At 52.7% G+C, this 23,713-nt stretch carries 18 protein-coding genes; 5 read left to right on the top strand and 13 right to left on the bottom strand.

The genetic code is table 11. From position 1 onward, the window contains the following. Positions 1–24: 24 nt before the first annotated feature. Positions 25–1,749 carry a DUF6531 domain-containing protein gene (locus V7775_RS20855; protein WP_335753855.1) on the bottom strand — a complete coding sequence of 575 codons (1,725 nt, stop codon included), beginning with the start codon at positions 1,747–1,749 and terminating at the stop codon, positions 25–27. A gap of 178 nt (positions 1,750–1,927) precedes the next feature. On the opposite strand from V7775_RS20855, the gene V7775_RS20850 reads away from it, so the two are divergent. Further along, a complete protein-coding gene (locus tag V7775_RS20850) occupies positions 1,928–3,031 on the top strand; it encodes a patatin-like phospholipase family protein (protein WP_335753854.1) in 1,104 nt (367 codons plus the stop codon). A gap of 220 nt (positions 3,032–3,251) precedes the next feature. Here V7775_RS20850 and proC read toward each other — a convergent pair whose 3' ends face one another. Further along, a complete protein-coding gene (gene proC, locus V7775_RS20845) occupies positions 3,252–4,070 on the bottom strand; it encodes a pyrroline-5-carboxylate reductase (protein ID WP_335753853.1) in 819 nt (272 codons plus the stop codon). Beyond that, positions 4,067–4,990: an aminotransferase class IV gene (locus V7775_RS20840; RefSeq protein WP_335753852.1), complete on the bottom strand. Its 924-nt coding sequence runs from the start codon at positions 4,988–4,990 to the stop codon at positions 4,067–4,069. Before V7775_RS20840 ends, proC begins: the two co-directional genes overlap by 4 nt. Positions 4,991–5,078: 88 nt before the next feature. On the opposite strand from V7775_RS20840, the gene lhpI reads away from it, so the two are divergent. Further along, positions 5,079–6,755 (top strand): cis-3-hydroxy-L-proline dehydratase, encoded by a 1,677-nt coding sequence (lhpI, locus tag V7775_RS20835; RefSeq protein WP_335753851.1) that lies wholly within the window; start codon positions 5,079–5,081, stop codon positions 6,753–6,755. A 50-nt stretch (positions 6,756–6,805) separates the two neighbouring features. Here lhpI and V7775_RS20830 read toward each other — a convergent pair whose 3' ends face one another. From V7775_RS20830 to pdxR, 7 genes are all read right to left on the bottom strand, one after another. Beyond that, entirely contained in the window at positions 6,806–7,657 is an 852-nt protein-coding gene (locus V7775_RS20830) for a transporter substrate-binding domain-containing protein (RefSeq protein WP_335753850.1), read from the bottom strand. 24 nt (positions 7,658–7,681) lie between these two features. Further along, a complete protein-coding gene (locus V7775_RS20825; protein ID WP_335753849.1) occupies positions 7,682–8,455 on the bottom strand; it encodes an amino acid ABC transporter ATP-binding protein in 774 nt (257 codons plus the stop codon). Continuing rightward, the gene (locus V7775_RS20820) at positions 8,452–9,120 is read right to left on the bottom strand and encodes an amino acid ABC transporter permease (protein ID WP_335753848.1); all 669 of its coding nucleotides are present in this window, start codon (positions 9,118–9,120) and stop codon (positions 8,452–8,454) included. Before V7775_RS20820 ends, V7775_RS20825 begins: the two co-directional genes overlap by 4 nt. Position 9,121: 1 nt before the next feature. Beyond that, a complete protein-coding gene (locus V7775_RS20815; protein WP_335753847.1) occupies positions 9,122–9,796 on the bottom strand; it encodes an amino acid ABC transporter permease in 675 nt (224 codons plus the stop codon). Position 9,797: 1 nt separating this feature from the next. Continuing rightward, positions 9,798–11,129, bottom strand: coding sequence for an NAD(P)/FAD-dependent oxidoreductase (locus V7775_RS20810; RefSeq protein WP_335753846.1), 1,332 nt, complete (start codon positions 11,127–11,129; stop codon positions 9,798–9,800). 6 nt (positions 11,130–11,135) lie between these two features. Further along, positions 11,136–12,455, bottom strand: coding sequence for an aspartate aminotransferase family protein (locus V7775_RS20805; RefSeq protein ID WP_335753845.1), 1,320 nt, complete (start codon positions 12,453–12,455; stop codon positions 11,136–11,138). Positions 12,456–12,609: 154 nt separating this feature from the next. Then, entirely contained in the window at positions 12,610–14,088 is a 1,479-nt protein-coding gene (gene pdxR / locus V7775_RS20800) for a MocR-like pyridoxine biosynthesis transcription factor PdxR (protein ID WP_335753844.1), read from the bottom strand. A 649-nt stretch (positions 14,089–14,737) separates the two neighbouring features. Between pdxR and V7775_RS20795 the strand changes: the two genes are divergently transcribed. Next, positions 14,738–16,432 carry a hybrid sensor histidine kinase/response regulator gene (locus tag V7775_RS20795; RefSeq protein WP_335753843.1) on the top strand — a complete coding sequence of 565 codons (1,695 nt, stop codon included), beginning with the start codon at positions 14,738–14,740 and terminating at the stop codon, positions 16,430–16,432. A gap of 184 nt (positions 16,433–16,616) precedes the next feature. Here the strand turns inward: V7775_RS20795 and V7775_RS20790 are convergent, their stop codons facing one another. Together V7775_RS20790 and V7775_RS20785 are read right to left on the bottom strand one after the other, a co-directional pair. Continuing rightward, positions 16,617–19,667: an efflux RND transporter permease subunit gene (locus V7775_RS20790; protein WP_335753842.1), complete on the bottom strand. Its 3,051-nt coding sequence runs from the start codon at positions 19,665–19,667 to the stop codon at positions 16,617–16,619. Between the two features lie 4 nt (positions 19,668–19,671). Further along, a complete protein-coding gene (locus V7775_RS20785) occupies positions 19,672–20,919 on the bottom strand; it encodes an efflux RND transporter periplasmic adaptor subunit (RefSeq protein ID WP_335753841.1) in 1,248 nt (415 codons plus the stop codon). A 76-nt stretch (positions 20,920–20,995) separates the two neighbouring features. Between V7775_RS20785 and V7775_RS20780 the strand changes: the two genes are divergently transcribed. After that, complete coding sequence (locus tag V7775_RS20780; protein WP_335753840.1) at positions 20,996–21,445, top strand: ion channel; 450 nt, start codon at positions 20,996–20,998, stop codon at positions 21,443–21,445. A 36-nt stretch (positions 21,446–21,481) separates the two neighbouring features. Here V7775_RS20780 and V7775_RS20775 read toward each other — a convergent pair whose 3' ends face one another. Then, positions 21,482–22,666 carry an MFS transporter gene (locus V7775_RS20775; protein WP_335753839.1) on the bottom strand — a complete coding sequence of 395 codons (1,185 nt, stop codon included), beginning with the start codon at positions 22,664–22,666 and terminating at the stop codon, positions 21,482–21,484. Between the two features lie 95 nt (positions 22,667–22,761). Between V7775_RS20775 and V7775_RS20770 the strand changes: the two genes are divergently transcribed. After that, entirely contained in the window at positions 22,762–23,706 is a 945-nt protein-coding gene (locus V7775_RS20770; RefSeq protein ID WP_335753838.1) for a GlxA family transcriptional regulator, read from the top strand. Positions 23,707–23,713: the final 7 nt, after the last annotated feature.

The following is a 23,713-nucleotide window of genomic DNA, read 5'->3' as shown; positions in this document are numbered from 1 at the left end:
ATCGGACACTCCCTTTAGGTCAGATTATAGATCAAAATTCACGCCTGCGGGTTTGACCAAACTGAGAAGTCCTTGAAACGCTTGGGTGACACGCAGGGCCATTTGATGCCCCTGATCACTGGCCACATTTTCGATTTCCCCGTTTGAGTCGTATTCAACATCAATCCTGCCCAGCCCTTCGATCTCGATCTGGATCGGTTTGCCCAGTGGCCCGTAAACAAAGTTCAGGACTTGCCCGTCTTGATCTTTCATCTTGCTGATCTGATCTGCGGCGTCGTAGGTAAGTTCCGCTCGGCGCCCCTTGCTGTCTTGTGCCATGGTTAGATTGCCGCGCAGGTTGTATTCAAAATCTGAGGAAGACTGCGTGTCTCTTAATAGGTCCGTCGTTTCGACCCGCGATATCTTGCTGTGGCGGCGTTCATATTCCAGCCGGATTTGTTCATTGTTGCTTTTCTTAAAAATCAGGCGGCATTTGTCGTCATAGTCGAACTCGGTGCGCTGGTTACCTCGTTCGATCAAGGTTGGATTGCCACAAGGGTGATAGCGCTTGTCGATGGTTGTGCCATTGGTGGTTTCGGTGATGCCAGCGGTGTAAGTGTTGCCAAAACGATCACGTCCAACCCGGTAAGCGACCGTTCTGTCAGAAAACGGTATCTCATCGGCTTCGTTCTCATAGTTGCGTGTTTGGGTATAGTAATGTTCGATGATATCCGGTTCGCTGATAGGGTTTTTACCATAATCATAACGGGTTACCCTGCCATCGGGCTGGCGCTGAAAAGACGCGAATTGCGTTTCGTCGTGATACCGCGTCTCAAGATAGGAGCCATCTTCATAGCGGATGAAGCGCATATTGTGGGCGGCGTCATACTCATACCTGAAGGTCGATCCAACCGCATTGGTCGCGCTGAGCAAATCCTTTCGATCATCATATTCGTAGCTTGCCGTGCCCGTAGGTGAAACAAGTTGAGTGATTTGACCTGTGTCATTTGTTGAAACCTCAATCCGCTCCCCGGTGGAGGCGATGATTTCACGAAGATGCCCATGCTCATTGCGCTGCAGCTTAAAGCCATTTTCGCCTTGGCTTACGAGTTCAACCAGCTGGCCCTTGTCGTCGAAACGTTCATATCCCGTCAAACTGCGTCTGTAGTATCCAGCGGGTTCCTTGACGAGGAAGACATTTGGGGTTTGGGCCGATGTCAGGCGCTCTCCAACGGCTAGATCCCGATCCGGCATCAGATCAATCGCGGCAAGCTTGCCGTGCAAGCGCCTGCGCTCACCTGCATCCGTATTTAGTTCAACACGGGTTTCTTCAAGTTGCGCATCCGATGAAATCCAGCCAGCCGCCTCCATTGCAATCAGCATCTCTTCCACGATGGCTTCGCGTTCGGCAGGATCCAGACGGGGAGGGCGATAATAATTCCGGGCGCCTGATCCATTCTCATTCAGAACCACTGTGCCGTCCCCGACAACTGTCAAAAAGGTGTCAAAGTCCGAGCCCCAACCAAAGCCGAAGGACAACGTCTTGGTCGCCTTGGAGTTGTAGGTTCGTGCAACATGCAGTTCAGGTTGGCCCAAAATCATATCGGTATATGTGATGTAGAAATTGCCGTTCTTCAGGTTGATCCCGGCGCGCGCTGGCTGTGTCAGGGACATCAGTAGCGCGACAAATATAAGGGTGAAAATTAGTGATATGACGGAAATATGGCTGCGCAAATGCGTCAGGCGTTCATTGGCCTTTTGGCGTATCATCAATATCTTCTCCCCCAATCGAACAACAAGGCTGGCAGGCCGTAGTGTCTGAGCCTTCAAACATACTGTGCGAAAGTTGAATAAATCAAGGGTGTTGACCTGAACATGATTTCCAGCAACGCTTTGATGGATATCGGAGTGACGGCTCTTTGGAAACGTAACCTCAAAAGGAAACCTGATGACAACACGCACAGATCCGCCCAAGCGCAATGTTCTAGCACTGGATGGCGGCGGCGTGCGTGGGATCATTACTTTGGCCTTTTTGGAACGGATTGAGGATCTTCTGGCGGAGTCAGGTCAGGGCAATCTCAATCAGTATTTTGACCTGATTGGCGGCACCTCAACGGGGTCCATCATTGCCGCAGGCCTCAGCCTTGGCATCTCCGCAAAAGAGCTGACACAGTTTTACATGCGCCTTGGCCCCAAGGTATTTCGCAAGCCGCGCTTTCGAATTCGCGGGTTCCAATCGGTGTTTGATGCGCGGATGCTCAAAGCGCAGTTGGAAGAGATCATTGGCGATGCCACGCTCGACAGTGATCGCATTCGGGGCAAGCTTGCGATTGTAGCAAAACGTATGGACACAGGAAGCCCCTGGATCGTACACAATAACCCAAATGGCGCTTTCTGGCAGGACGCAGAGGACAGCAGCTATATTGGCAATCGGCATTATCGCCTTGCCGAGATCGTAAGGGCGTCAACAGCCGCACCTTATTACTTTTCGCCAGAGATGATCGAAATCGTGAAGGGAGAAGCGCCCGGGCTGTTTGTTGACGGGGGTGTTTCGCCTCACAATATGCCGGGGCTGGCCTTGCTGTTGTTGGTGACGGTTCCTGAATATGGGTATGAGTGGGACACTGGAGAGGATCAGCTGAACATCGTGTCAATCGGAACGGGCACCTTTAGACAACGGATGGAAAAAATCGGGTGGCGTAGGCAACCTGCTGCCAGCATGGCGATCAAAGCAGTATCCAGTGTGATCGCCGATTGCGAGGCCCATAATCTAAGTGTGATGCAATCTCTGGGGGCGTGTAAACATGCTTGGAACTTGAACAGCGAGATCGGTGATCTGTCCAACTTTCAGTTAGGAAACACGCCTCTGTTCGGGTTCTCACGGTACAATGTTGGTCTGGAACATCGCTGGTTAAAAGATGAACTCGATTTGACTCTCACCGAGAAAGAGCTGGCCCTTGTTAGGGATTTTACAAATCCGGCGGGGATGAAAATGGCCTATGACATCGGCAAGCTGTGCGCGGAAAAGCAAATCAACGTCGACCACTTCTAGACAGTTCTGGCTGTGACTTGGAGCAAAACCGTTCAGGTCTGTGGCGGGTTATGCGGCTATAGTACATTTCAGTGCTGGTCACATTAGCGCCGGCCATCTTAGGATAGCCGACGCTGAATTTTACAGAGCAATTGACGCGGGCGCGCTATTGACCCTCTCAGCACCGTGCTCAACCGTTAAAAAACGAATGAACGCAAAAGGTTGTGCCAAGAAACGCATCTTAAAATTGTTTCTGACCCAGTTCAGAACTTCTATTATGCGAGGCACGAGCGGCGCGCTCCATCAGTTCGAATAGACCTGTGTCAGAAGCCATCAACACCTTCAAAGATTCAGCGGTTGTGCCGCCTTTGGACGTCACTGCCTTTCGTAACTCAACCGGACCTGCCTTCGATTTTCGCATCATTTCCCCTGCACCCGCAATTGTGTGAACCGCAAGAGTAGCGGCAAGGGCGCTGGGTAACCCCAAAGCCTCGCCCGCTTTTGTCATCGCTTCGGCCATTGCAAAGACATAGGCAGGACCAGACCCAGAAGTACCAGTCACGGCATGAATCTGCGCCTCGTCGTCCAGTCGAATTGCGATCCCTACGGCACCAAACAGTTCCGCTGCGATGTCGGCTTGATCAGCGTTAATACAGGCATTACATGCATATACGCTAACGCCTGCACCGACAGCCGCTGGCAGGTTAGGCATGGCGCGCACCACAGGGGTGTCTGGACCAAATGCCGTTTCATACACCTCAAGCGCGGCCCCTGTTACGATGGAAATGACAAGAGTATCACCGCCTCCGAACCGCTTCAAATCGGGCAAAACATCACCAAGCATTTGTGGCTTTATGGCGATGAGGAGAACCGCAGGGTTTTCCGGCAGAACTTCATTCACATGCAGTTCGGATTGAGACAGAACCCAGTCTGAAGGTGTTGGGTCTTGCACATGAAAGGCACCCGGTTGAACGCCGCGCGCGAACCAGCCCTCAAGCAACGCTTTACCCATAAAGCCGCACCCAATCATCACAAGGCCACGCGCGTTGATTTGCTTCAAAACGTGGCACCAGTTTCAGCAGTGATCAGCTCTTTATAGAGCAGGCGAATGCGGTCCATCACTGGGCGTTCCCCTGTCCCGATCTGCTTGCCATCAATCTCTGACACAGGCGTCTGCGCGCCGAATGTACCCGTTATAAAGGCTTCATCGGCGCTGATTGTTTCGTACAAAGAATAGTTGCGCTCAAAGACAGGAATGTCGTTGTCACGGCAGATGTCGATGACCTTTTGGCGGGTGACCCCGTTCATGCAATAATCGCCTGTTGATGTCCAAACGGCACCCTTGCGCACAATAAAGAAGTTACAGGCATTGGTAGTATTCACAAAGCCATGTGGGTCCAGCATCAGCCCTTCATCGGCACCCATTTGGTCGGCTTGAAGACAGGCCAGAACACAGTTCAGTTTGGAGTGACTATTATACTTGGCGTCCTGACTCATCGGTAAACCGCGCACCTGCGGAACTGTGGCCAGACGGATGCCTTTTGCCAGCCCGCCAGCAGGCTTGGAATGCTCCATGATAATCACAAGGGTTGGGCCAGTGCGGCTGAGCGAAGGATGTTGATAAGGTTTGACCTTAACGCCTCGCGTCAACATCAGGCGGCAATGCGCATCAGTGACCATGCCGTTGGCTTCAGCCGTCATGGTGAGGGCTTCTAAAATCCCGTCACGGTCCATTCCAACGTCAAGCGAGACTGCCTTACACGACCCAAAGAAGCGATCCATGTGTTCTTCAAAGAACGACCACTTGCCGTTGTAAAGGCGCAGACCTTCCCACATGCCGTCGCCCAACATAAAGCCGCTGTCGTAAACCGAAACCTTGGCCTCGTCGCGGTGGAAGATTTCGCCGTTTACGTAGACTTTGGTGTCTAGGTTCCGGGGATCTTCGTCTGAATCGTGAGTGGTTATTTTTGCGTCAAGCATTGGTGTGATCCTTTTGTTATTGTAAGTGTATATGACGTAAGCCGCGCGAATATCCACGCTGGCAATAAGCATTGAAGTGAGAAACCCCATGGATCAGATCATTGTCCATTGTGAAGCCAACGGGGCCGTCTTGACCTGTACTGAGGGCATGAGTTTTTGGGGTGGCGTGAATGCGCAGACTGGTGTCGTGCAGGATGCCCATCATCCGCAGTTTGGGCAATCTTTGGCTGGCAAGATCGTTCTGATGCCCACCAGCCGAGGGTCCTGTTCGGGCAGTGGTGTGCTGTTGGAACTGGCTCTGAACGGGAATGCGCCTGCAGCGTTGGTGTTTCATGAGGCAGAAGACATTTTGACGCTGGGTGCGCTGATCTCGGCAAGGATGTTTGACCGGCCGTTGGCGGTATTGCAGTTGAGCAAAGCCAGCTACGCGCGTCTGTCCGCATGCGATCATGCGCGAATTGAGGATGACCGTATTGTCGCTGATGGGGAGAGCATCACACTGGAGCGGCTGAATACACAAGCCATGACCCTGACGCCTGCGGACAAGGCCATGTTGATGGGTGTCGAGGGCGAAGCCGTTCAATTGGCGATGGAAGTGATCCAGATCATGGGTGCGGCGCAGGGTGCGGCGCGGCTGATTGATGTCAGTCGGGTGCATATCGATGGCTGCATTTATGCGGGACCCGCCAACCTGACCTTTGCCGCTGCCATGGAAAAGATGGGCGCGCGGGTGAAAATCCCCACGACAATGAATGCGATCTCTGTTGATTTTGACAACTGGCAGGATCAGGGCGTTCCGGCCCTGTTTGGTACTCCGGCCAGTCAGCTTGCCAGCGCTTATGTCTCGATGGGCGCGCGCCCGACCTTCACCTGCGCCCCCTATTTGGCCGAGGACCGCCCCAAAGCGGGCGAGGATATCGGCTGGTCCGAGTCCAATGCCGTTATTTTCGCCAATAGTGTGCTGGGCGCGCGGACGGCAAAACACCCTGATTTCTTTGATCTGTTTATCGCGCTGACGGGCCGCGCACCGCTGTCGGATGTCTATTTGCCCGAAAACCGGCAAGCGCGGGTTTGCATCACGATTGATTTGCCGGAAAACTATGACGAGGCAATCTGGCCATTGATTGGTTGGGTCGCGGGGCAACAATCCCCCGATCAAGTGCCGCGGCTTGAGGGTCTCGGTGGGGCGGAGATGAATGAGGATGACCTCAAAGCGCTTTGCGCCGCATTTGGCACCACCTCTGCGGCACCGATGCTCCACATACAGGGCGTGACGCCTGAGGGCGATCAAGCATCGCGCGCCGATGCTGCACACCTTGAGATCACCAAGGACATGCTGGCTGTCGCATGGGATGAGCTGAATTCTGGGCCAGAACAGGTGGATTTGGTGGCTTTGGGCAGTCCGCATTTCTCTTTTAGCGAAAGCGGTCGCTTTGCCGCCCTGATCGAGGGGCGCAAATGCACACCTGCTACGGCCTGCATCATCACGTTGAGTAGGGAAACCGAGCAACAGCTTGAAGGCGAAGGGGTGATCGAGATCCTTGAAACGGCAGGCGTGCTCGTGTTGCGCGATTTGTGTTGGTGCTCGATTTCCGAGCCGGTCTTTCCCCCAGCGGCCCGTCATCTGGTCACGAACTCGGGCAAGTACGCCCATTACGCACCGGGGCTGTCTGGCCGGACCGTGCGGTTCGCAAGCCTTGCTGATTGTGCGCGTGCAGCTGTTGAGGGTCATCTTGTGGGGGGACTGCCTAATTGGCTAAAATAATAAATGCCGGGCCCTAAACGCGCCCGGCATCTGATTTGTGTTTCAGGGGCTTAGTTGTTGAACATCAACTCACGCTGGATAACTGGCGATGCCTTCGGGTCTAGACCAAATCCTGTCAAAAAGTCAGCGTACCATGCTTGCGTTTTGCCTGTCTCGTACCAGTAGAAGATCGACGTATCGACCCAGTTCAAGAACCGCTGATCCGCTTCTTGACGCACGGCCACAGAGGTGGGTGAGGAAAACGCAGGTGTCGGGATTACAAGCTGACCACTACCCAGTTTCTGGCGCGCGGCCAAAAGGGGAGGATGGAACAAGGAAACGGCATCAACGCGACCAGATTGGAACGCGGCAATAGATGCGCCGTTGTCAGGGAAACGCTGGATATCGGCCAGCGGCAGGTTTGCGGTAACGTAGGTGTCCATGCTGGAACCCTGTGGAACAGCGATGGAGACGTCAGCGTTGTTCAGCTCTGCCCAAGTATCTGCTGCTAGGTCTTCGTTGGCCAGAACGGCAAGTGAGATGTAAAGCAGTGGATTGGAGGGGAACGCTACTGAGACTGCCCGATCCGGCTTTGGATCAAGCACTGGCATCGCGTCAATTTTGTTGGACTGCAAGGCGGCCACGGCTGTGCCCCACGTCACTTCGACGAACTCAATTTCAACGCCAAGCGTGTCGGCCATATTTTGACCGATGGTCACGCCCAGACCACTGTCCCATTCGCCAGTTGCAGGGTTCTTACTGAACCAAGGCGGGGCTTGGGTCACGCCAATGCGCAGCGTGCCTGTTTCTTGGATTTGTTCCCAAGTGGAAACCTCTTGGGCGGCGGCAGGTGTTGTCGTCAATATCGCGGCAGCGGTGATCCCCGCCATCCAACTTGCTGTTTTTTTAAACATATTTTTCATATTTGGTCCTCTCTGTTGGTCGGTTTAGTCAGGTAGCTTGAACAGGGCATGCCCCTCCAAGAATTCTTTCATACGTTGGGTTTGTGGCTTCATGAGCAGCTCTTGCGGCGCACCTTCTTCATGAATGGCACCGTCATTCAGAAACAAGACGCGGTTGGCGACATGGTAGGCAAAGCCCAATTCATGGGTGACACAAATCATGGTCATGCCTTCATCAGCCAGTTGGCGCATGGTCTTGAGGACTTCACCCACAAGTTCAGGATCAAGCGCTGATGTGACTTCGTCAAACAGCATCACATCAGGGTCCATCGCCAAGGCCCGTGCAATCGCCACCCGTTGCTTTTGGCCACCAGAAAGGCGGGCAGGATATTCGAGTGCCTTGTCAGCCAAGCCAACACGCTCTAGCTGGGCCATGGATTTTTCCTTGGCCTCAGCACGTCCACGTCCCAAGACTGTAACTTGGCCTTCCATGACGTTTTCCAGAACCCGCATATGGGGGAACAGATTGAAATGCTGAAACACCATCCCGATGCGCGTGCGTAACTTGCACAGGTCAGCTTCTTTGTAGCGCATCTTACCACCAACTTCGGTCCCAACAGCCTCATTGTTGAGGTGGGTGCGCCCGCTTGTCGGGGTTTCCATGAAGTTGATGCACCGTAGAAGCGTTGATTTGCCCGAGCCACTAGAGCCCAACAATACAACGGTTTCGCCGGCTTTTACCGTTAGGTCAATGCCCTTCAGGACATCGAGTGTGCCGAAGCTTTTGTGCAGGTTTTCAACGCGAATAAGGTCGCTCATTGGTCACTCCGGCCTAATTTGCGCTCGATTACATAGGTGGCCTGTACAACAGGGTAGAGGACCACGAAGAAAATCAGAGCGACAGCAGTATAAGATTCAATTGGGTTGTAGTTGAGATCGGCGATTAACTTGGCTTGATTGAGGGTTTCAACATAGGCCACGATCGACGCGAGCGTGGACATCTTGAAGACCTCGATCCCGCGATTGGTAAGGGCGGGCAGCACCCGTTTCAGCGAAACGGGCAAGATGACGCGCCGCAGGGTTTGCGCGAAACTCATTCCGATGGCTTTGCCCGCTTCCCATTGGCCTTTGTCGATGGATTGAATTCCAGCGCGGTAAATCTCGGCTGAAAAGGCCATAGTATTCAGTGATATCCCAAGCACTGCTGCCAAGAAGGGTGTGGTTTCAATCCCGGTCAAGATCGGAAAGGCATAGTAGAACCAGATGATCTGAACCAGAACGGGTGTATTGCGAAACACCTCGACAAAAGCGCGGGCAGGCCACGCGGCTAAAGGTGATTTGATGTAGCGCAAAATGCCAACAACCAGACCGCCAGACATGCCCAAAACCACTGTGATGCCAAACATGACCAATGTGCCCTGAAGCCCGATCCAGAAGACCCGCCAGTTTAGGAAGATCGTTGCAAAATCCCAATTATAATCCATGTTACTGCACCGTCCCTTCGCCAGATTTGGCCAGTCTGCGCTCTACGATGATCGAGATCTGGCTGAAGACAAAAATCATGACAAAATAGATTAAGGCCACAACCGTATAGACTTCCAATGGGCGGAAGGTGCGCTGAGCGATATCGTTGGCCTGATACATCAAGTCCGTATAGGCGATGGTCGAAACCAGCGTGGTTGTCTTCAACAGCTCGATAGAGCGTTCCATAAATGCAGGGATCATGCGTTTGACTGCTTGCGGCAGGATCACGCGCCTTAGGCACTGTTGCCGCGTCATACCGATCGCCTTTGAACCTTCCCATTGGCCCTTGTCGATGGATTGGATTCCGCTGCGGAAAATCTCGGCGAAGAAAGCGGATGATTGGATCGAGAAGGTTACAATCGCTGTCGTGAATGGCGTCATGTTCACGTTGAATAGGATGGGAAAGGCAAAGAAGAACCAAAACAGCTGGACGAGCGGCGGGGTCGTGCGGAAAAACTCGATGATGAAGGCGGCAACCATCGACAATGCACGCCATAACGACAAACGGGAAAGCGCGAGCACAAGGCCCAGCGGAACCCCGAACAAAAGCGCAAGGCCCGTGATCTTCAGTGTGTTCACCAGCCCGAGCATCAACAGGCCGAAGCTGTCGAAAACGGGTGCAAAGTTCCATTCCATATTAGGCACACTCTCGGTGTTGGATTGTGTCGGGTGTTGTGGGTGGGCGCTGCCCAGCGTCAGTAAAACGCGACACGCGATAAGGAGACAGGTCGATATTGGGGCGCTTGCTGTTCATCAGTTGTGCTAGAATTTGGCCAGTACGCGCGGACCCGGTCAGGCCTACATGTTGATGCCCAAAGCCCAAGAATACGCCTTTGATCTGGGGCAGTTCATCAATGATAGGAACGGAGTCTGTGGGGGCAGGTCGATGACCAACCCAGCGGGTTTCTTTGGAGTACGTCAAGCCGGGCAACACTTCGGTCATGGACGATTTGAGCAGATCAAATACTTTGTCCTGCCCTTTGTTTTTCAAACCACCAAACTCAACTGCGCCTGCGACCCGTAGTGGGCCCTTCATCGGTGAAAAAATGAGCTTTTTGCTGGGCACAAGGGTCGGCACACGTGGTAGGAAGGACGGGTCCCAGAATTCCAGATGATAGCCGCTTTCGGCTTCAACTGGGATTTTCACACCCAGCTTTTTGATCAAAAGCGGTGACCATGCGCCAGCAGTAATCGCGATGCGGTCTGCTTTGATCGGGCCATCCTCAGTGAGCACCCCAGTGGCGTGCCCGTCACGGTGGGTGATATCGGTCACCTTGCGGTTTAGAATTGTGCCGCCAGAGGTCTCAAAATGCGAGCGAAGGTCATTGATATAGGCGCCGGGATCGGTGATTTGTCCGTGGTTTGGCAGTGCCGAAAGAAATCCCAGATCTTTGGTGAAGATTGGGTCATAGCTATGCCGCGATGCGCCGTCATGCTCGGACCAATCAAAGCCCAAGTTAGCGCGAATTTCCCAGCCAAGCGCGTCTTTCTCAAATGCGCTACGGTTCTTGTAGAGAATTGCAAAATCGCAGGGTTTGATGTGACGCTGTCCGTCTGTACCCGCGCTCAATGCCATATGGTCTTGCAAACTATTCCCAATGATAGGTTCCAAGGCGGCAGCAATGCGCCGGACCTCTGGTTCGGATGCATGGGACAGGTATTGCAAGGCCCAAGGGATCAGGCGTGGCAGATAGGACCAACGCAGGAAAATGGGTTCTGCGCGGCTAAGGACCATTTTGGGGATTTTACCGATTAAGCCGGGCATGGTTACGGGCAAAACAGAGGACGAAGCCAGCACACCCGCATTGCCAAAACTGGCGCGATCTGTGGGGCTGCCCATGTCGATCAATGTGACCCTATTCCCTTCGCGTTGCGACCAGATAGCTGTCGCAACTCCGACCATGCCACCGCCCACGACTACGACATGTGTCCGCTGTTCTTGGCTGGGGGAGGGATTTGAGTTTGTCATGCGATGTTACACCAATTTCGCTTTTTCGAGATCGGAAAAACTGCGATCCAAGGCGTCTAGCACGGGCTGAATATCTTCCATTTGCAAGCAAAGGGGCGGCACCATTCGCAGCACGTTTTTGAACGTGCCCGATTTGGACAGGATCAACCCATGCTCGCGTGTACGCTCAAAAACATAGGCGGTGTGATCTGGCGCCGGTTCTTTTGTGTCGCGGTCTTTCACCAGCTCAATGGCCTGCATGAAACCGCGCCCGCGTACGTCGCCAATAATGTCATATCGGGATTGGAGCTGCTTAAGACCCTCATTCAGCGCAGCGCCTACCGTCTTTGCGTTGGCGATCATGTCATCCTGCTTTATCACGTTCAACACTGCCCGCGCGGCGGAACACGCAACAGGGTTCGCGCCGTAGGTGTGGAACAACAGTTTGCCCGCCATGCTTTCGGCGATCTCTTTTTTGACAACCAGCGCGCCAATCGGGATTCCGTTCCCTAGGCCTTTGGCGATGACCATCATGTCCGGCACGACACCGTGGTGATCAAAGCACCACATCGCATCTCCGGTTTTGCCGAAACCCGATTGTACTTCGTCCACGATCAGCAATCCGCCTGCCGCACGGACCTTTTCAGCCGCACCCTTTAGATAGCCGGGTGGCATTTGAATGATGCCGCCATAGCCTTGAACAGGTTCGACAAACATCGCAGCCAAAGCACCGCTTGTTGTGTAGGAAATCGTGCGGTCGATCTCGTCTAGATACGGGTCCGTACCCTCGCCAAAGATACCCCGGTATTGGTTTGGCTCAGCCGCAAAAGAAATATTGGGCAGTTGTGAAATATTTTGACGGAACCCCTGAACGCCGGTCACAGCCTGCGCGCCATAGGTCGCGCCATGATAGGAGTTGCGCAGCGCGATAATATCTTGGTTTCCTGTTGAGCAGCGCGCCATCATTATCGCAAGGTCAACAGCCTCCGCACCAGAATTGGTAAAGTGAACAACCCATTCATGGCCTGCGGGCATGGTTGCGGCAAGTTCTTCGGCAAGGTGGGCGGGGACGGGATGGTGAAACATCGTCGTACAATGGGTAAGGTCCTGAACCTGCGCGGTCACGGCCTCAACAACCTTGGGATGCGCATGACCCACGCTGATGCAAAGGTTCATACCCAAGAGATCGATCAGCTTATTGCCCTTCTCATCCCAGCAATATTGCATCTTTCCTTTTTTCAGGATCAACGGTTTCTGGTAGGGGACAAAAGCACGTTGGGACGCCGCATAATAGGTGTCTCGCCTGTCGATAATGGCTTGCGTCGACCAGTCAACCGTCATCGTCATATGCCTGTCACTCCTTTAAAACTATGGTCCGAACGGCAGTGTGAACTGGGTCTTTCGACGCATTGTTTGGCCCGTTAATCTGGACTATGCCAAAGGAGATCGGCATTTATAATGGACAGTTTTTGATAATTTTCAGGACAGATGAAAGCGCGACTTACGATCGCAGTAGGGTGACCTCTTCTGCAATGATGCTGATTCCGTCCCGAATGACAGCCTTAGGAAGCGCCGCGAAACCGATGCGTAAATTGCGTAATCCTTGCGGTGGATCACTGAAAAAGACCGAGCCTTCATCAATCAAAACGCCTCGCGTTTTGAGATTGCGGGCAAGAACCGTGGTGTTGAGATTTGGCGGCCCTGTCAACCAAAAGCTCGTCCCCCCTTGGGAAGCTTGCACTTCAAATTCGGGCAGATAATCGGTCAGTGCACTGAGCGTGATTTCCCAGCGGGACCGATACCGCCGTTCCATTTTGCGCAGATGGGTATCCAACGCACCGCTGGCGATGAAGTGGGCCATGGCTTCTTGCATCAGGATCGGTGGGTGACGCATCATAGAACGCCGTATTGCTTTGATTTCTTTTATAATATCCGGGTGCGCTACCATATACCCAATGCGCAGGCCCGGTGCGACGCTCTTAGATAGGCTGCCAACATAGACCGCGCGACCGGTGTTATCGATCGACTGGACGGGTCGCCCTCGAGGTCGAATGAAATTCATCTCGGCCTCATAATCGTCTTCGCAAATTAGGAAATTTTCCTGTTCGGCCCGGGCACAAAGCGCCAGCCTTCTGTCTTGCGGCATCGTTACTGTTGTGGGGAATTGATGGCTGGGTGTCGTATAGACCATCCCAATGCCCGCCGGAATTTTTGAGACAACCAGCCCTTTTTCGTCAACTGGGACGGTAACGACTTTATTGCCTGCCACCTCAAACGCATTTCGGGCCTCTGGATAACAGGGGTCCTCAACGGCAACACTGCGCCCCAGATAAGCCGTCAGGCATCCTAGCAGATAAATCGCATTCTGTGCGCCGGAGGTAATGAGGATTTGGTCGTAGTTGGCACTGATCCCGCGATAACTAAGGAGTCTTTGCTGTAATTGCTTAACGAGTTTTGCGCTGCCTGTACCAGCCGCATCACGGCTCCAAACTTCAAGGTTGGAAGAGGCCATGGCCACCCTCATACTCTCTCGCCATGCTTGAATTGGAAATCTTGCGGTTTCCACCTGATTGTTAACAAAGGGGTATTTGTAACGTTCCCAATCCACGGGGTGGTCTACTTTTGCCATGTCTGAGGGACATTGTTTTGCGCCCATCAATTGAACTAGTGGAGAATGTTGTGTGCGTTCAGTTTCTGACTGCGAAGACAAAGCAGATGCCGGATTGAACGTCTCGTCATTCACGAAATAACCGCTGCGATCCCGGGCGGTGACAAGGCCAATATCGATCAACCTGCAATAGGCGTCATAAACTGTGTTGCGCGACACGCCCAAATGGGTTGCCAACGCGCGACAGGACGGCAAGGGCGCCGAGGCGGGGAATAGGTCGCGTGCAATGGCCGAACTGATCAATTCACAGACCTGATTGCGCAGGTTATCCGTAGAGGCGTCAGGAAGGCGTAAGAATTGAGCGTTAAGCAAGGTATGGTCCCGCGAATTGAAGGGATGTCAGATCATAGCCAAAGCATGCACGTGGCTTGTGCCAGCTTCAATTGTCTATCGTCGAGACCGAGAGAATTTAACTATGCTCAGGGTCTTCGAAAGAATAATTGCGTCACATGCTACGACAGGTTTTTGCCTAATCACACCCAATCCAGAGCTCAAGCAATGAGAGTAAAGAGCAGACACTTACAGCGAGTAAGGAATAGGGACCGCCGTCGCATATTCCTAAATGAATTATGCGGTCAACTGCCTGAAACGAAGAACCACTAGGAGACTTAGCTATGGCTATTATACTTGGTGGCAACCGTCATTATAGCTGATGTATTTTAGTTTCGTAACACAAATTGGCTGAGGAATCCAATTCTGCGTTGTCACCCGTAAGACCTGCGCCACACTCAGAATTTCCAAGCCAAATGAGAGATTTGGTCCTATGCGTTTAAACGAAAAACTCTGCATTTGTGATAAATGCATCAATGCCTGTTGATACTTTCAAACGCCCGATGCCTCGACGAACTTGGGCAAACGCTTTAGGCTATTTGAATGGTATGACAGGGGCTGGATCAGGCTGTAGACGATGGATGTGCTCAATTGCGGTTTTGGAAAATAGTGTTTTGGAGGTTACCGACAGATGGCACGGGGTACTGAAAATGATGTTGATCCGGAGCAAGGTAAACTTGTTACTGACCAGAATGAAGTCGAACATCTAAAGAGCCAACTTGCCGAGCAGGCAAAGGTTTTGGCTGAGCTTCAAACACACGAAGATCGGTATCGCAGCATTCTGGAAACAACAAATGCAGTAGCTTGGGAACTGGACGTAAATTCCCTCCAATTTACCTATATAAGCCCTCAAATTGAGGCGCTTTCCGGATATCCACCCGAAAAATGGACGGATTTCAACTTCTGGGCAAGTAAGATTCACTCGGACGAACGATCAGACGCCGTGAATTGGTGTCAGGCCGAAACAGCGAAAGGGCTTGATCACGACATCGAGTACCGGATGATCCGGGCAGACGGAGATACCGTTTGGGTTCGGGACGTTATTACTGTGATATCCGAACAAGAAACCCCTGTGTTTTTACGCGGTCATTTTTTTAACATTGATGATCGCAAAAAGGCTGAGGAAGCATCCTTTGCTTTACAAGCGACGACATACCGGTCTCAAAAAATGGAAAGCCTTGGCTTAATGGCCAGTGGGATCGCACATGATTTCAACAATCTGCTTACGGTAATATTGGGCAATGCCGAATTGGTTTTGACCATGTCAGATGTAGATGCACCAACCGCGCCATTTACGACGACATCACTGTTGGAAGATATACAAAAAGCTGGCCGCCAAGCTGCGGAACTAATCCACGAAATGCTCACTTACGTGGGCAAGGACCCCTTGGAGCTGAAAGATACCGATCTTAACGCCATAATATTGGACATGTGGAGCCTTGTCGAAAGAGCGCATCCAAAAAGCGTGAATCTTACGCATGATTTGGGGCAAAATTTGCCTACGACAATGGCCGATCCGACGCTCATTCAGCAGGTCGTTCTCAACCTCATTATCAACGCGTCTGATGCCGTGGGGGGCAAGATAGGTTCGATCACTGTCCGCACAAGTTTGGTAAACAGTAGCCGGATTAAGTTTGATGAAAGTTTCACCAATCCGCTCCCGGCGTCAGAAAATTGTATTCTTGTTGAGGTTTCCGACACCGGCAGCGGTATTGATGATGCTGTAGCGGCAAAACTTTTCGAGCCATTTTATTCAACCAAAATGGCTGGACGCGGACTTGGCCTTGCAACTGTTCTGGGCATTGTTATTCGCCACAGCGGGACAATCTCGGTCAAAAGCAAAATTGGACACGGAACAACGTTTTCGATCTACCTCCCTGCGCTTGAACCCCACATTCAGGCCACCACAGAAAGCGAAATTGTGGAAAAAGAAGTGGTCTATACCAAGGGCATGATCTTGGTTGTGGATGATGAAGACGGTGTGCGGGACATGGCGAACAGAATGCTCGCACATTCCGGGTTTTCGGTTCTCAGCGCGTCAAATGGGTTTGAAGCGCTCGAATTGTTTGAGCAACACCAACACGAGATTGACTGTGTGCTGTTGGATTTTCGCATGCCTCTCATGAGCGGTGAGGAGACCTTGGAGCGATTGCGAAATATTGACGGTAACGTCAAAGTTGTACTGGTTAGCGGCAATTATGATCCTGACGAGGCGGCAAAGATGAACGTAAACGCGTTTGTTCAAAAACCCTACTCCATGGTAAAGATCGCAAGGACGCTGTCGGATGCGATACTGGAGCCCGTTTCCCTTGAGGGTGACAACTAGATATTGAAATATCTATTCTTTTAGTCTCGTTAAGACATAACTAGGCGTAAATTCTTCCCGCATGAATTGGGCAGCCCGCTTCATGCAACGGTATTATTGCATTGCTGAAATGGTCCTTTTTTCATCTGTTGTGCAGGCAAAATGGTGCGGCAGGCGCGTGCTAAGATTCGCACCTAGTCGCAACCTAACCTGTTGTCGTTTCGTCCTGTTTCACATTGAAGAAAATAGCGTAAAGCGCTGGAACTACAATCAAAGTCAGGATGGTCGCAAAGCTGAGGCCACAGATGACAACCACCGCAAGTGATTTGAAAAACGGATCCCAGAGCAACGGAACAACTCCCAAAACCGTTGTGAGAACCCCCAGTGAGACGGGCCTCACCCGGCTTACAGCAGCATCGATCACTGCGGACATGCGCGCCTTTCCATCTCCAATCTGGGTATCGGTTTCATCTATCAGCACAATTGCGTTTTTGATCAACATACCCGTCAGGGAGAGGATGCCGAGGATTGCCATGAATTCCATTGGTGTTTGGGTTCCGGCTAGGCCATAGATGACTCCGATCAAGGCCAGTGGTACGGCGAGCCAGATGATGATGGTTTGTCGCCACGCGTTGAACAGGAACAGGACGACGATGAACATGGCACCAATGCCGATAGGCATGGTCGAGGCGAGGCCTGCGTTTGCTTCTATACTGCTGCCATATTCGCCTTTCCACTCCATACGGTATCCGGGGGGCAGGGCGATGTTGTCTATGGGGTCTTTAACCGCGTTAAACAGGTCACCTGACAGCACGCCGGGCGCATTGTCAGATTGGGCTGTGATGGCCAATGCGCGGTCTATGCGGCGCAGGTTGCCTGCCTCAAACACAATATCAAAACGGTCTACAACCTGACTGATTGGGATGTATCCCCCGATGGCTGAGCTGTAGACGCGGATGTCACGCAGTTGGGCAATGTCGTTGCGGGCCTCTTCAACAGGGCGCATGACAACATTGCGCAATTCATCCCGTTCACGGTAAACGCCAAGGGTTGTTCCCGTCAGGTGGCTATAGATCGCATTGGAAATCTCACCCTGCGTGAGCCCCAATCGGCGGGCGTTTTCGATATCGATTACCGGACGCACGACCTGTACTTGTTCACGCCAATCGTCCTTTACGGCGACGGCACCAGCCTGCGACATGATGGTCTTGGCCTGATTGGCCAACGCGCGTAGCACAGCCGGTTCGGACCCAAAGAAACGCGCCTCAACCTTTGAACCAGCGCCCGGGCCCAAAACAAATTTCCAAACTTTGGTGTTTGACTCGGGATAGGTTTCATCAATGTGGGCCTGCAAATCGGTGCGCAGTCCGTCGATGAGCGTATAGTCCTCAACATCTACCAAAATCTGCCCATAGGCGGGATTTCCGTTTTCAGCTTCATAGATCAGCATAAACCGCAGGTGGCCGCCGCCTACAACGGTGTTTGTGCCCGTAACACCGTCAAGGCCGCGCGCGTATTGTGCAACCTTGGTTAGGTCTGCCTCGGTACGGGCTATGTCGGTGCCGAGGGGGAGGAAGTAATCAATGACAAATTGATCGCGGGTAGAAGACGGAAAGAACCCTGCGGGTACGGCACTAAACAGCGCGATGGCAGATACAAAGAGGGCCACGGTTATGCCAACAGTGATCCAACGCACTTTGATCGCAAGTTCTAGGATGGATCGATAACCCTTAAGAACGGCGCTCTCTTTTTCAATCACCTCTGTCTTGCCTTGCTTTAGCAGGACTGAGCAAAAATACGGTGTCAGCCAAATCGCAACCAACCATGAAAACAGCAGGGCGATGCCGATGGTCCAAAACAGGCTGCCTGCATACTCACCAGTACTATCGGGTGAAAAACCGATGGGAGAGAATGCGAGAATGCCAACAAGCGTGCCGCCCAACAGGGGCCACATGGTTTGTTTGACCACTGCGCGGGTCGCCTGTGCCGTATCTTCACCACGCTGAACACGGACCAGCGTGCCCTCGACCACAACAATTGCGTTATCCACCAACATCCCCAGCGCGATGATCAATGCACCCAATGAGATGCGCTGCATGTCGAGGCCGTATAGGTACATCCCAAAGAGCGTACCAGCGATGGTCACCAGCAAGATGCCACCCATCAAAATACCTGACCGCAGGCCCATGAAGATCAGCAGAGTGCCCACCACGATGGCCAGAGCAAGCCCAACGTTTACCACAAAATCGTCAACAGATGATTTCACCGTTGCCCCCTGATCCGATATGGGCAGGACGTTGATCCCGATAGGGCGATCAATCTCTAGTTCAGCAATGCGGTCTTTGACAGCGTTGCTCATGTTCACCACATTGCCGCCGCGTGTATTGGAAATGCCAAGGCCGATGGCCGGCTCTCCATTGCGAAAAAGCAACGTATTAGCAGGTTCGTTCAATCCTCTTACCACAGTAGCAATATCCCCCAGACGGAAGGAAGTACCGGTCTGGGCATTGGTGATCAGCAGGTTTTTGATTGCATCAATCGACCCAACAGCGCTTTCTGGTCGTACCGACAACCGCGATGTGCCAGCCACAATTGTTCCTGCAGGCGTCACAAGGTTTTGCCCTTCAAGCAATTGCTGAATCTGTTGCGGTGCCAACCCAAGCTCGGTCAGGCGTGCAGGCTCATATTCGACATAGATCACCTCGTTCTGGACGCCATTTAGAATGACCTTTGACACGCCCTCAACAGTGACCAATTCGCGCTGCAAATCTTTGGTATATTCATAGAGGTCGGAAATGGTGAAACCCTCGCCAGTGACGGCGTAATACTGTGCGTAGACATCTCCAACGTCGTCATAGATCTGCGGCTCCAGCGCGTTTGGCGGCAGTTGCGACTGCGCATCAGAGATCTTTGCCCGCATCTTTGAAAACGCTTGATCCAGCTCGGTATAGCTAGGTGTCGCGGCGATGGTGAATTCTACTGTGACCGTGCTCAGTCCGGGGGCCGAAACAGACCTGACTTCGTCCACGCCTTGCAACTGCTGCAAAGCATTCTCAACAACCTCGGTTACTTCTTCAGAAACTTCTTCCGCTGAGGCCCCTGGATAAGGCGTAACAATCTGTGCTTGGCGAATGACAAATTCAGGGTCTTCAAAACGGGGCAAAGCAGTATATGCAAAATACCCTGCAAATAGGATCAATACCGTCGCAACAGCGGATATCAGGCGCTTTTCAAGCGCGAACCGGGCCAAATCCATCTGATTAATTCCCCACGCGTGTGATAGGGCGGATCGTCATCCCATCGATAATTTCGCTTACGCCTGCGGAAACGATGGTGTCGCCGTCAGAAAGCCCACCTTTCACAACAACATCCGCGCCGGTTGCTTCACCCAGAAAGACGGATTGCGCGGATACTGTTCCGTTCTTAGCGACCAGCCAAACAAAAGGCGCGCCATCGGGCTCGGATGCGATGGCTGACAAGGGGGCGGTGATTTGTGCTGCCGCACCTCGGGTGGATGAAACGACGTTTGCCACCATGCCAGGGAGGATGACTGCGTCTTCTGGTACGGTCACCGAAACGCGGCCTCGGTAGGTTTGGGTTGCACTGTCCGCTTGAACTGAAAATTCGACCAATTCGGTCTCGAACTCTTGTCCGCGCAGCGCCGCGAAAGTGGCGGTGTTTGTAATTGTTCCCGGTCCGTTGCGCGTGAGTTCCGTGACATCAAGACTAGGTATGTCGAAGGCCAAATGTACAACGCCCACCCCCTGCAACAACACAATACTTTGACCTGTGGAAACGTTGGAAAAATTCTCGATATCGCGCCGGGCGATAATGCCGTCAAACGGCGCGGTCAATGTTGCATCAGACAGACTGTCTCGGGCCACTTTGATTTGGGTGTCAATCCCACGCAGGCCCGCCTCGGCTCCAGCGATTTCTTCGGGGCGGCCACCAATTTCGCCAATGCGCAGTTGTTCCTCTTGCGCGCGCAAGTTTGCTTGGGCAACGCGCGCCTGTGCCTGTGCGTTTTCTACCACGGCTCGTGTACTGACGCCGCGTTCAAGAAGGGCTTCTGCCCGCGTTAGGGCATCCACGGTTTGGTCGACCTGCGCTTGCGCTGATTGTACCGCGGCCTCTAGTGCTGCGATCTCTTCTGGCCGTGCGCCCGCCATTAAGGCATCTAGTTGTGCTGTGGCTTGGTCGCGGCTGCTCAATAGTTGCGAGATCTGGTTCTCGAAATCACGTGTGTCGATCTGGGCAATGGTGTCACCGGTAGTCACTTCTGATGATGCGTGAACAGGAAGGTCGATCACCTGCCCAGACACCTTGAAGGACAATTCGATCTCTCGAGAGGGCAAGACAATCGCGGGGTACTTCCGAGAAATAACAGCTTCAGAAGCGGTCACTGTTGTTACCTTGGCCGGACGCGTGGTTAGGCTTTGTGCGGTTGCACTGGATGACATTAAAACACTGATCAATCCCACTACACCCAAAATGCTGTTTCGCGTCATGACGATTGCCCCTATCTGTTGTCTGTATCTCGATTTTCGTTGATACAAGCTTAGACATAAATTCGAGGAATTGGCTATGGGTGCTGTCCAACAAATCCTTTTGGGAACTGCGCTGCTGACGTTCAGTGCTCTGGTTCATGTTGGTGCCATTGCATTCAGCATTCCCTATTTTTCAAAATTTGCGGAGCTGTTTCCCGCTGCACGCTGGCCGCGCATTCGAGTTGTGGCTTTGCTTGCTCTCAGCGTGTTTATTTTGGTGCTAGCGCATACTGTCCAAGTTTGGACATGGGCCATCGCCTTTCTGTGGGCGACTGACTTGCCTGATTTGGTAACCAGTTTTTATTTTGCGACGGTGACATACACAACACTGGGGTATGGCGACATCGTTCTTGGTCCGGATGCGCGCATTGCCGCGACGTTTTGTGCGATCACAGGGTTGTTAACCTTTGGGATAAGCACAGCCTTTTTAATTGGTATTTTAACGCGAGTCCTACCCGATGTGTTCGGAGATCAAGGTAACAGTTGATCGGTGTTGGCCGTATCGCTTAGGGTGCCTTTCGCTTTAAGCGGCCTGTCGTTGTCCAAACATTTGTGAGGCAAGTGCCAGTACAAGGACAACCAGTGCAACAACCGCAAGAATAGCCCATCCAAAACCCGCGATGATTATACCGGCTGCAAATGCGCATACTGTAGAAACCAGCGCGATGACGGTATCATTGACACCTTGAACAACGGATTTCTCTTCTGCGGGTACTGCATCCGCCAACATTGTTGTTGCCCCAATGAAGCCAAAGTTCCAACCAACCCCCAGTAAAATGAGCGATCCGTAAAAATGCACGGATGTTAGGCCCATTGCTGCAGCGATAGCCGCCATGATCAACAGCACCAATCCTGTTGTTGAAATGCGCCGAGACCCGAACCGTTTGATCAAGAAACCAGTGAAAAAGCTGGGTGCAAACATTGCGACCACGTGCCAGCGGATCACATCTCCTGCAACCGCCTCAGAAAACCCACATCCAATCATCGCAAGCGGAGTTGGGACCATAAGGAATACCATAATCCCTTGGGAGACGGCCCCAATTCCTACAGCGGTCCGAACTGGCCCCTGTTTGAGGACGCCAAGTGCGGCAAATCGGTTGCCCAAGCGACGTTGCGCCGTAGGTTTGACCTTTGGAATACGTACCAGCGCCAATGGGGCAAGCCCTACCAATGACATAACACCAATCGCTGCATACGCACCGGCCAAGGGTACAGGCGCAAGCGCATCTTTGGCCGTAATAAACACCTGCGGGCCAACGAATGCTGCGATCAGTCCAGATGTGAGCATCAAAGAGATCGCCACAGGTTGCCACTCAGTGCTGACCACCTCAGCGGCTGCAAATCGAAAATACTGAAAGCATGACAAGGCCGCGCCAAGCGCGAGATGAGCGATGCACAACAGGAAAAAACTGCTTGAAATCATGGCCCACGTGCCAATCAACGCTCCAAGGATTGCAAGCGTACCCCCAATCAAAAAACCAGTTTTTCGGCCAAACCGTCCCATCAACAAGGAGAACGGGGCAGCTGCAAACAGTCCCGCAAGGGTTTGGATCGATGCTGGTATGGTCGCAAGCGCCGTTGTTGGCGCCAGCATCAGGCCTGCAAGCCCGCCCAGAATAATCAACAAAGGCATTGCGGAGCCAAGGATCGTATTGGCGGCAAGCAGGCCTATGAAATTACGGTTTCGTGCGAAAGACGATACAAACATTTATAGGTTCCAGTGAAAGACGTTGATAGAACCTGTGTATCTACGAACGGATTTGTCTTATAGGTCAATACAGCATCAAAAAAGGACAAATTCCTGTGATCCGCACAATTGACGTTTTGCTATTCGATAATGTGAATCTGTTGGACGTCGCAGGCCCGGTCCAAGCATTTGAGGCCGCGTTTGTTGAGGGCCGCAAGCGGTATGCGCTGCGGTACGTATCACCAGATGGTAAGCCCGTAATTGCGTCTTGCGGATTAAGGCTCATTGCTGAAGGGCAACTTTGCGAACGATCTGGGAGTGACGATCTTTTGATCCCCGGTGGGAAAGGCGTTGATGCGTTGATCAAAGACGCAACTGTGCGCGATGTCATCCAACACCGCGCGGCGTGTGAGGGAACGGGGCGCCTCATCTCAATCTGCTCGGGTGCGCTGGTACTGGCGGCGGCGGGTGTTCTTGACGGACGGCGCGCGACAACGCATTGGTCGCGTTCCTTGGACACACGCAAGTATGAAAATGTCCTATGGGATCTGGACCGGATCAGCACATCAGATACACGTATTTTTACGTCAGCTGGCGTCACAACCGGGATCGACCTCGCGTTGGCGATTATCCGTGCCGATTGTGGCCCAAGGGTGGCTTTGGCTGCCGCACGTGAGTTGGTTGTCCAACTGCGCCGCACAGGAGGGCAAAGCCAATATGCCATCCACTTGGCGGGTCAATTTACGCGCGATGACAATCTAACGCAATTGATCGAGAAGGTCGTGACCCAGCCGCATTTGGATTGGTCGCTTGAGGCATTGGCAGCTGAAGCAGGGATGAATTCACGAACCCTATCTCGGCATTTCAAACGGGACCTGAACGAAACTCCAGCCCGTTTTGTGGAGCGGATACGTGTTGACCACGCAAGGGGCTTATTGTCGGAAGGTCTGCCCTTAAAACAAGTGGCTGCGGATAGTGGTTTCGGAGATTTACAACGCATGCGGCGCGCATTCCATCGGCGGTTTGGTATTCATGTCAGCGACTATCAAGATGCATTTTAAACCATCT

The organism is Sulfitobacter sp. (assembly GCF_036960155.1).
Taxonomy (GTDB): domain Bacteria; phylum Pseudomonadota; class Alphaproteobacteria; order Rhodobacterales; family Rhodobacteraceae; genus Sulfitobacter.
Note: the sequence above shows the minus strand (reverse complement) of the source record. Positions and strands in the feature narration are given on the sequence as shown.

Bases quoted from the DNA above. Each gene is read 5' to 3' on its own strand.
- V7775_RS20825 (WP_335753849.1), bottom strand. From the start codon at position 8,455: ATGAGCGACCTTATTCGCGTTGAAAACCTGCACAAAAGCTTCGGCACA.
- V7775_RS20775 (WP_335753839.1), bottom strand. From the start codon at position 22,666: ATGTTTGTATCGTCTTTCGCACGAAACCGTAATTTCATAGGCCTGCTT.
- V7775_RS20855 (WP_335753855.1), bottom strand. From the start codon at position 1,749: ATGATACGCCAAAAGGCCAATGAACGCCTGACGCATTTGCGCAGCCAT.
- V7775_RS20830 (WP_335753850.1), bottom strand. From the start codon at position 7,657: ATGAAAAATATGTTTAAAAAAACAGCAAGTTGGATGGCGGGGATCACC.
- lhpI (WP_335753851.1), top strand. From the start codon at position 5,079: ATGGATCAGATCATTGTCCATTGTGAAGCCAACGGGGCCGTCTTGACC.
- V7775_RS20795 (WP_335753843.1), top strand. From the start codon at position 14,738: ATGGCACGGGGTACTGAAAATGATGTTGATCCGGAGCAAGGTAAACTT.
- V7775_RS20780 (WP_335753840.1), top strand. From the start codon at position 20,996: ATGGGTGCTGTCCAACAAATCCTTTTGGGAACTGCGCTGCTGACGTTC.
- V7775_RS20805 (WP_335753845.1), bottom strand. From the start codon at position 12,455: ATGACGATGACGGTTGACTGGTCGACGCAAGCCATTATCGACAGGCGA.
- V7775_RS20840 (WP_335753852.1), bottom strand. From the start codon at position 4,990: ATGCTTGACGCAAAAATAACCACTCACGATTCAGACGAAGATCCCCGG.
- V7775_RS20785 (WP_335753841.1), bottom strand. From the start codon at position 20,919: ATGACGCGAAACAGCATTTTGGGTGTAGTGGGATTGATCAGTGTTTTA.
- V7775_RS20850 (WP_335753854.1), top strand. From the start codon at position 1,928: ATGACAACACGCACAGATCCGCCCAAGCGCAATGTTCTAGCACTGGAT.
- V7775_RS20815 (WP_335753847.1), bottom strand. From the start codon at position 9,796: ATGGAATGGAACTTTGCACCCGTTTTCGACAGCTTCGGCCTGTTGATG.
- V7775_RS20820 (WP_335753848.1), bottom strand. From the start codon at position 9,120: ATGGATTATAATTGGGATTTTGCAACGATCTTCCTAAACTGGCGGGTC.
- V7775_RS20810 (WP_335753846.1), bottom strand. From the start codon at position 11,129: ATGACAAACTCAAATCCCTCCCCCAGCCAAGAACAGCGGACACATGTC.
- V7775_RS20790 (WP_335753842.1), bottom strand. From the start codon at position 19,667: ATGGATTTGGCCCGGTTCGCGCTTGAAAAGCGCCTGATATCCGCTGTT.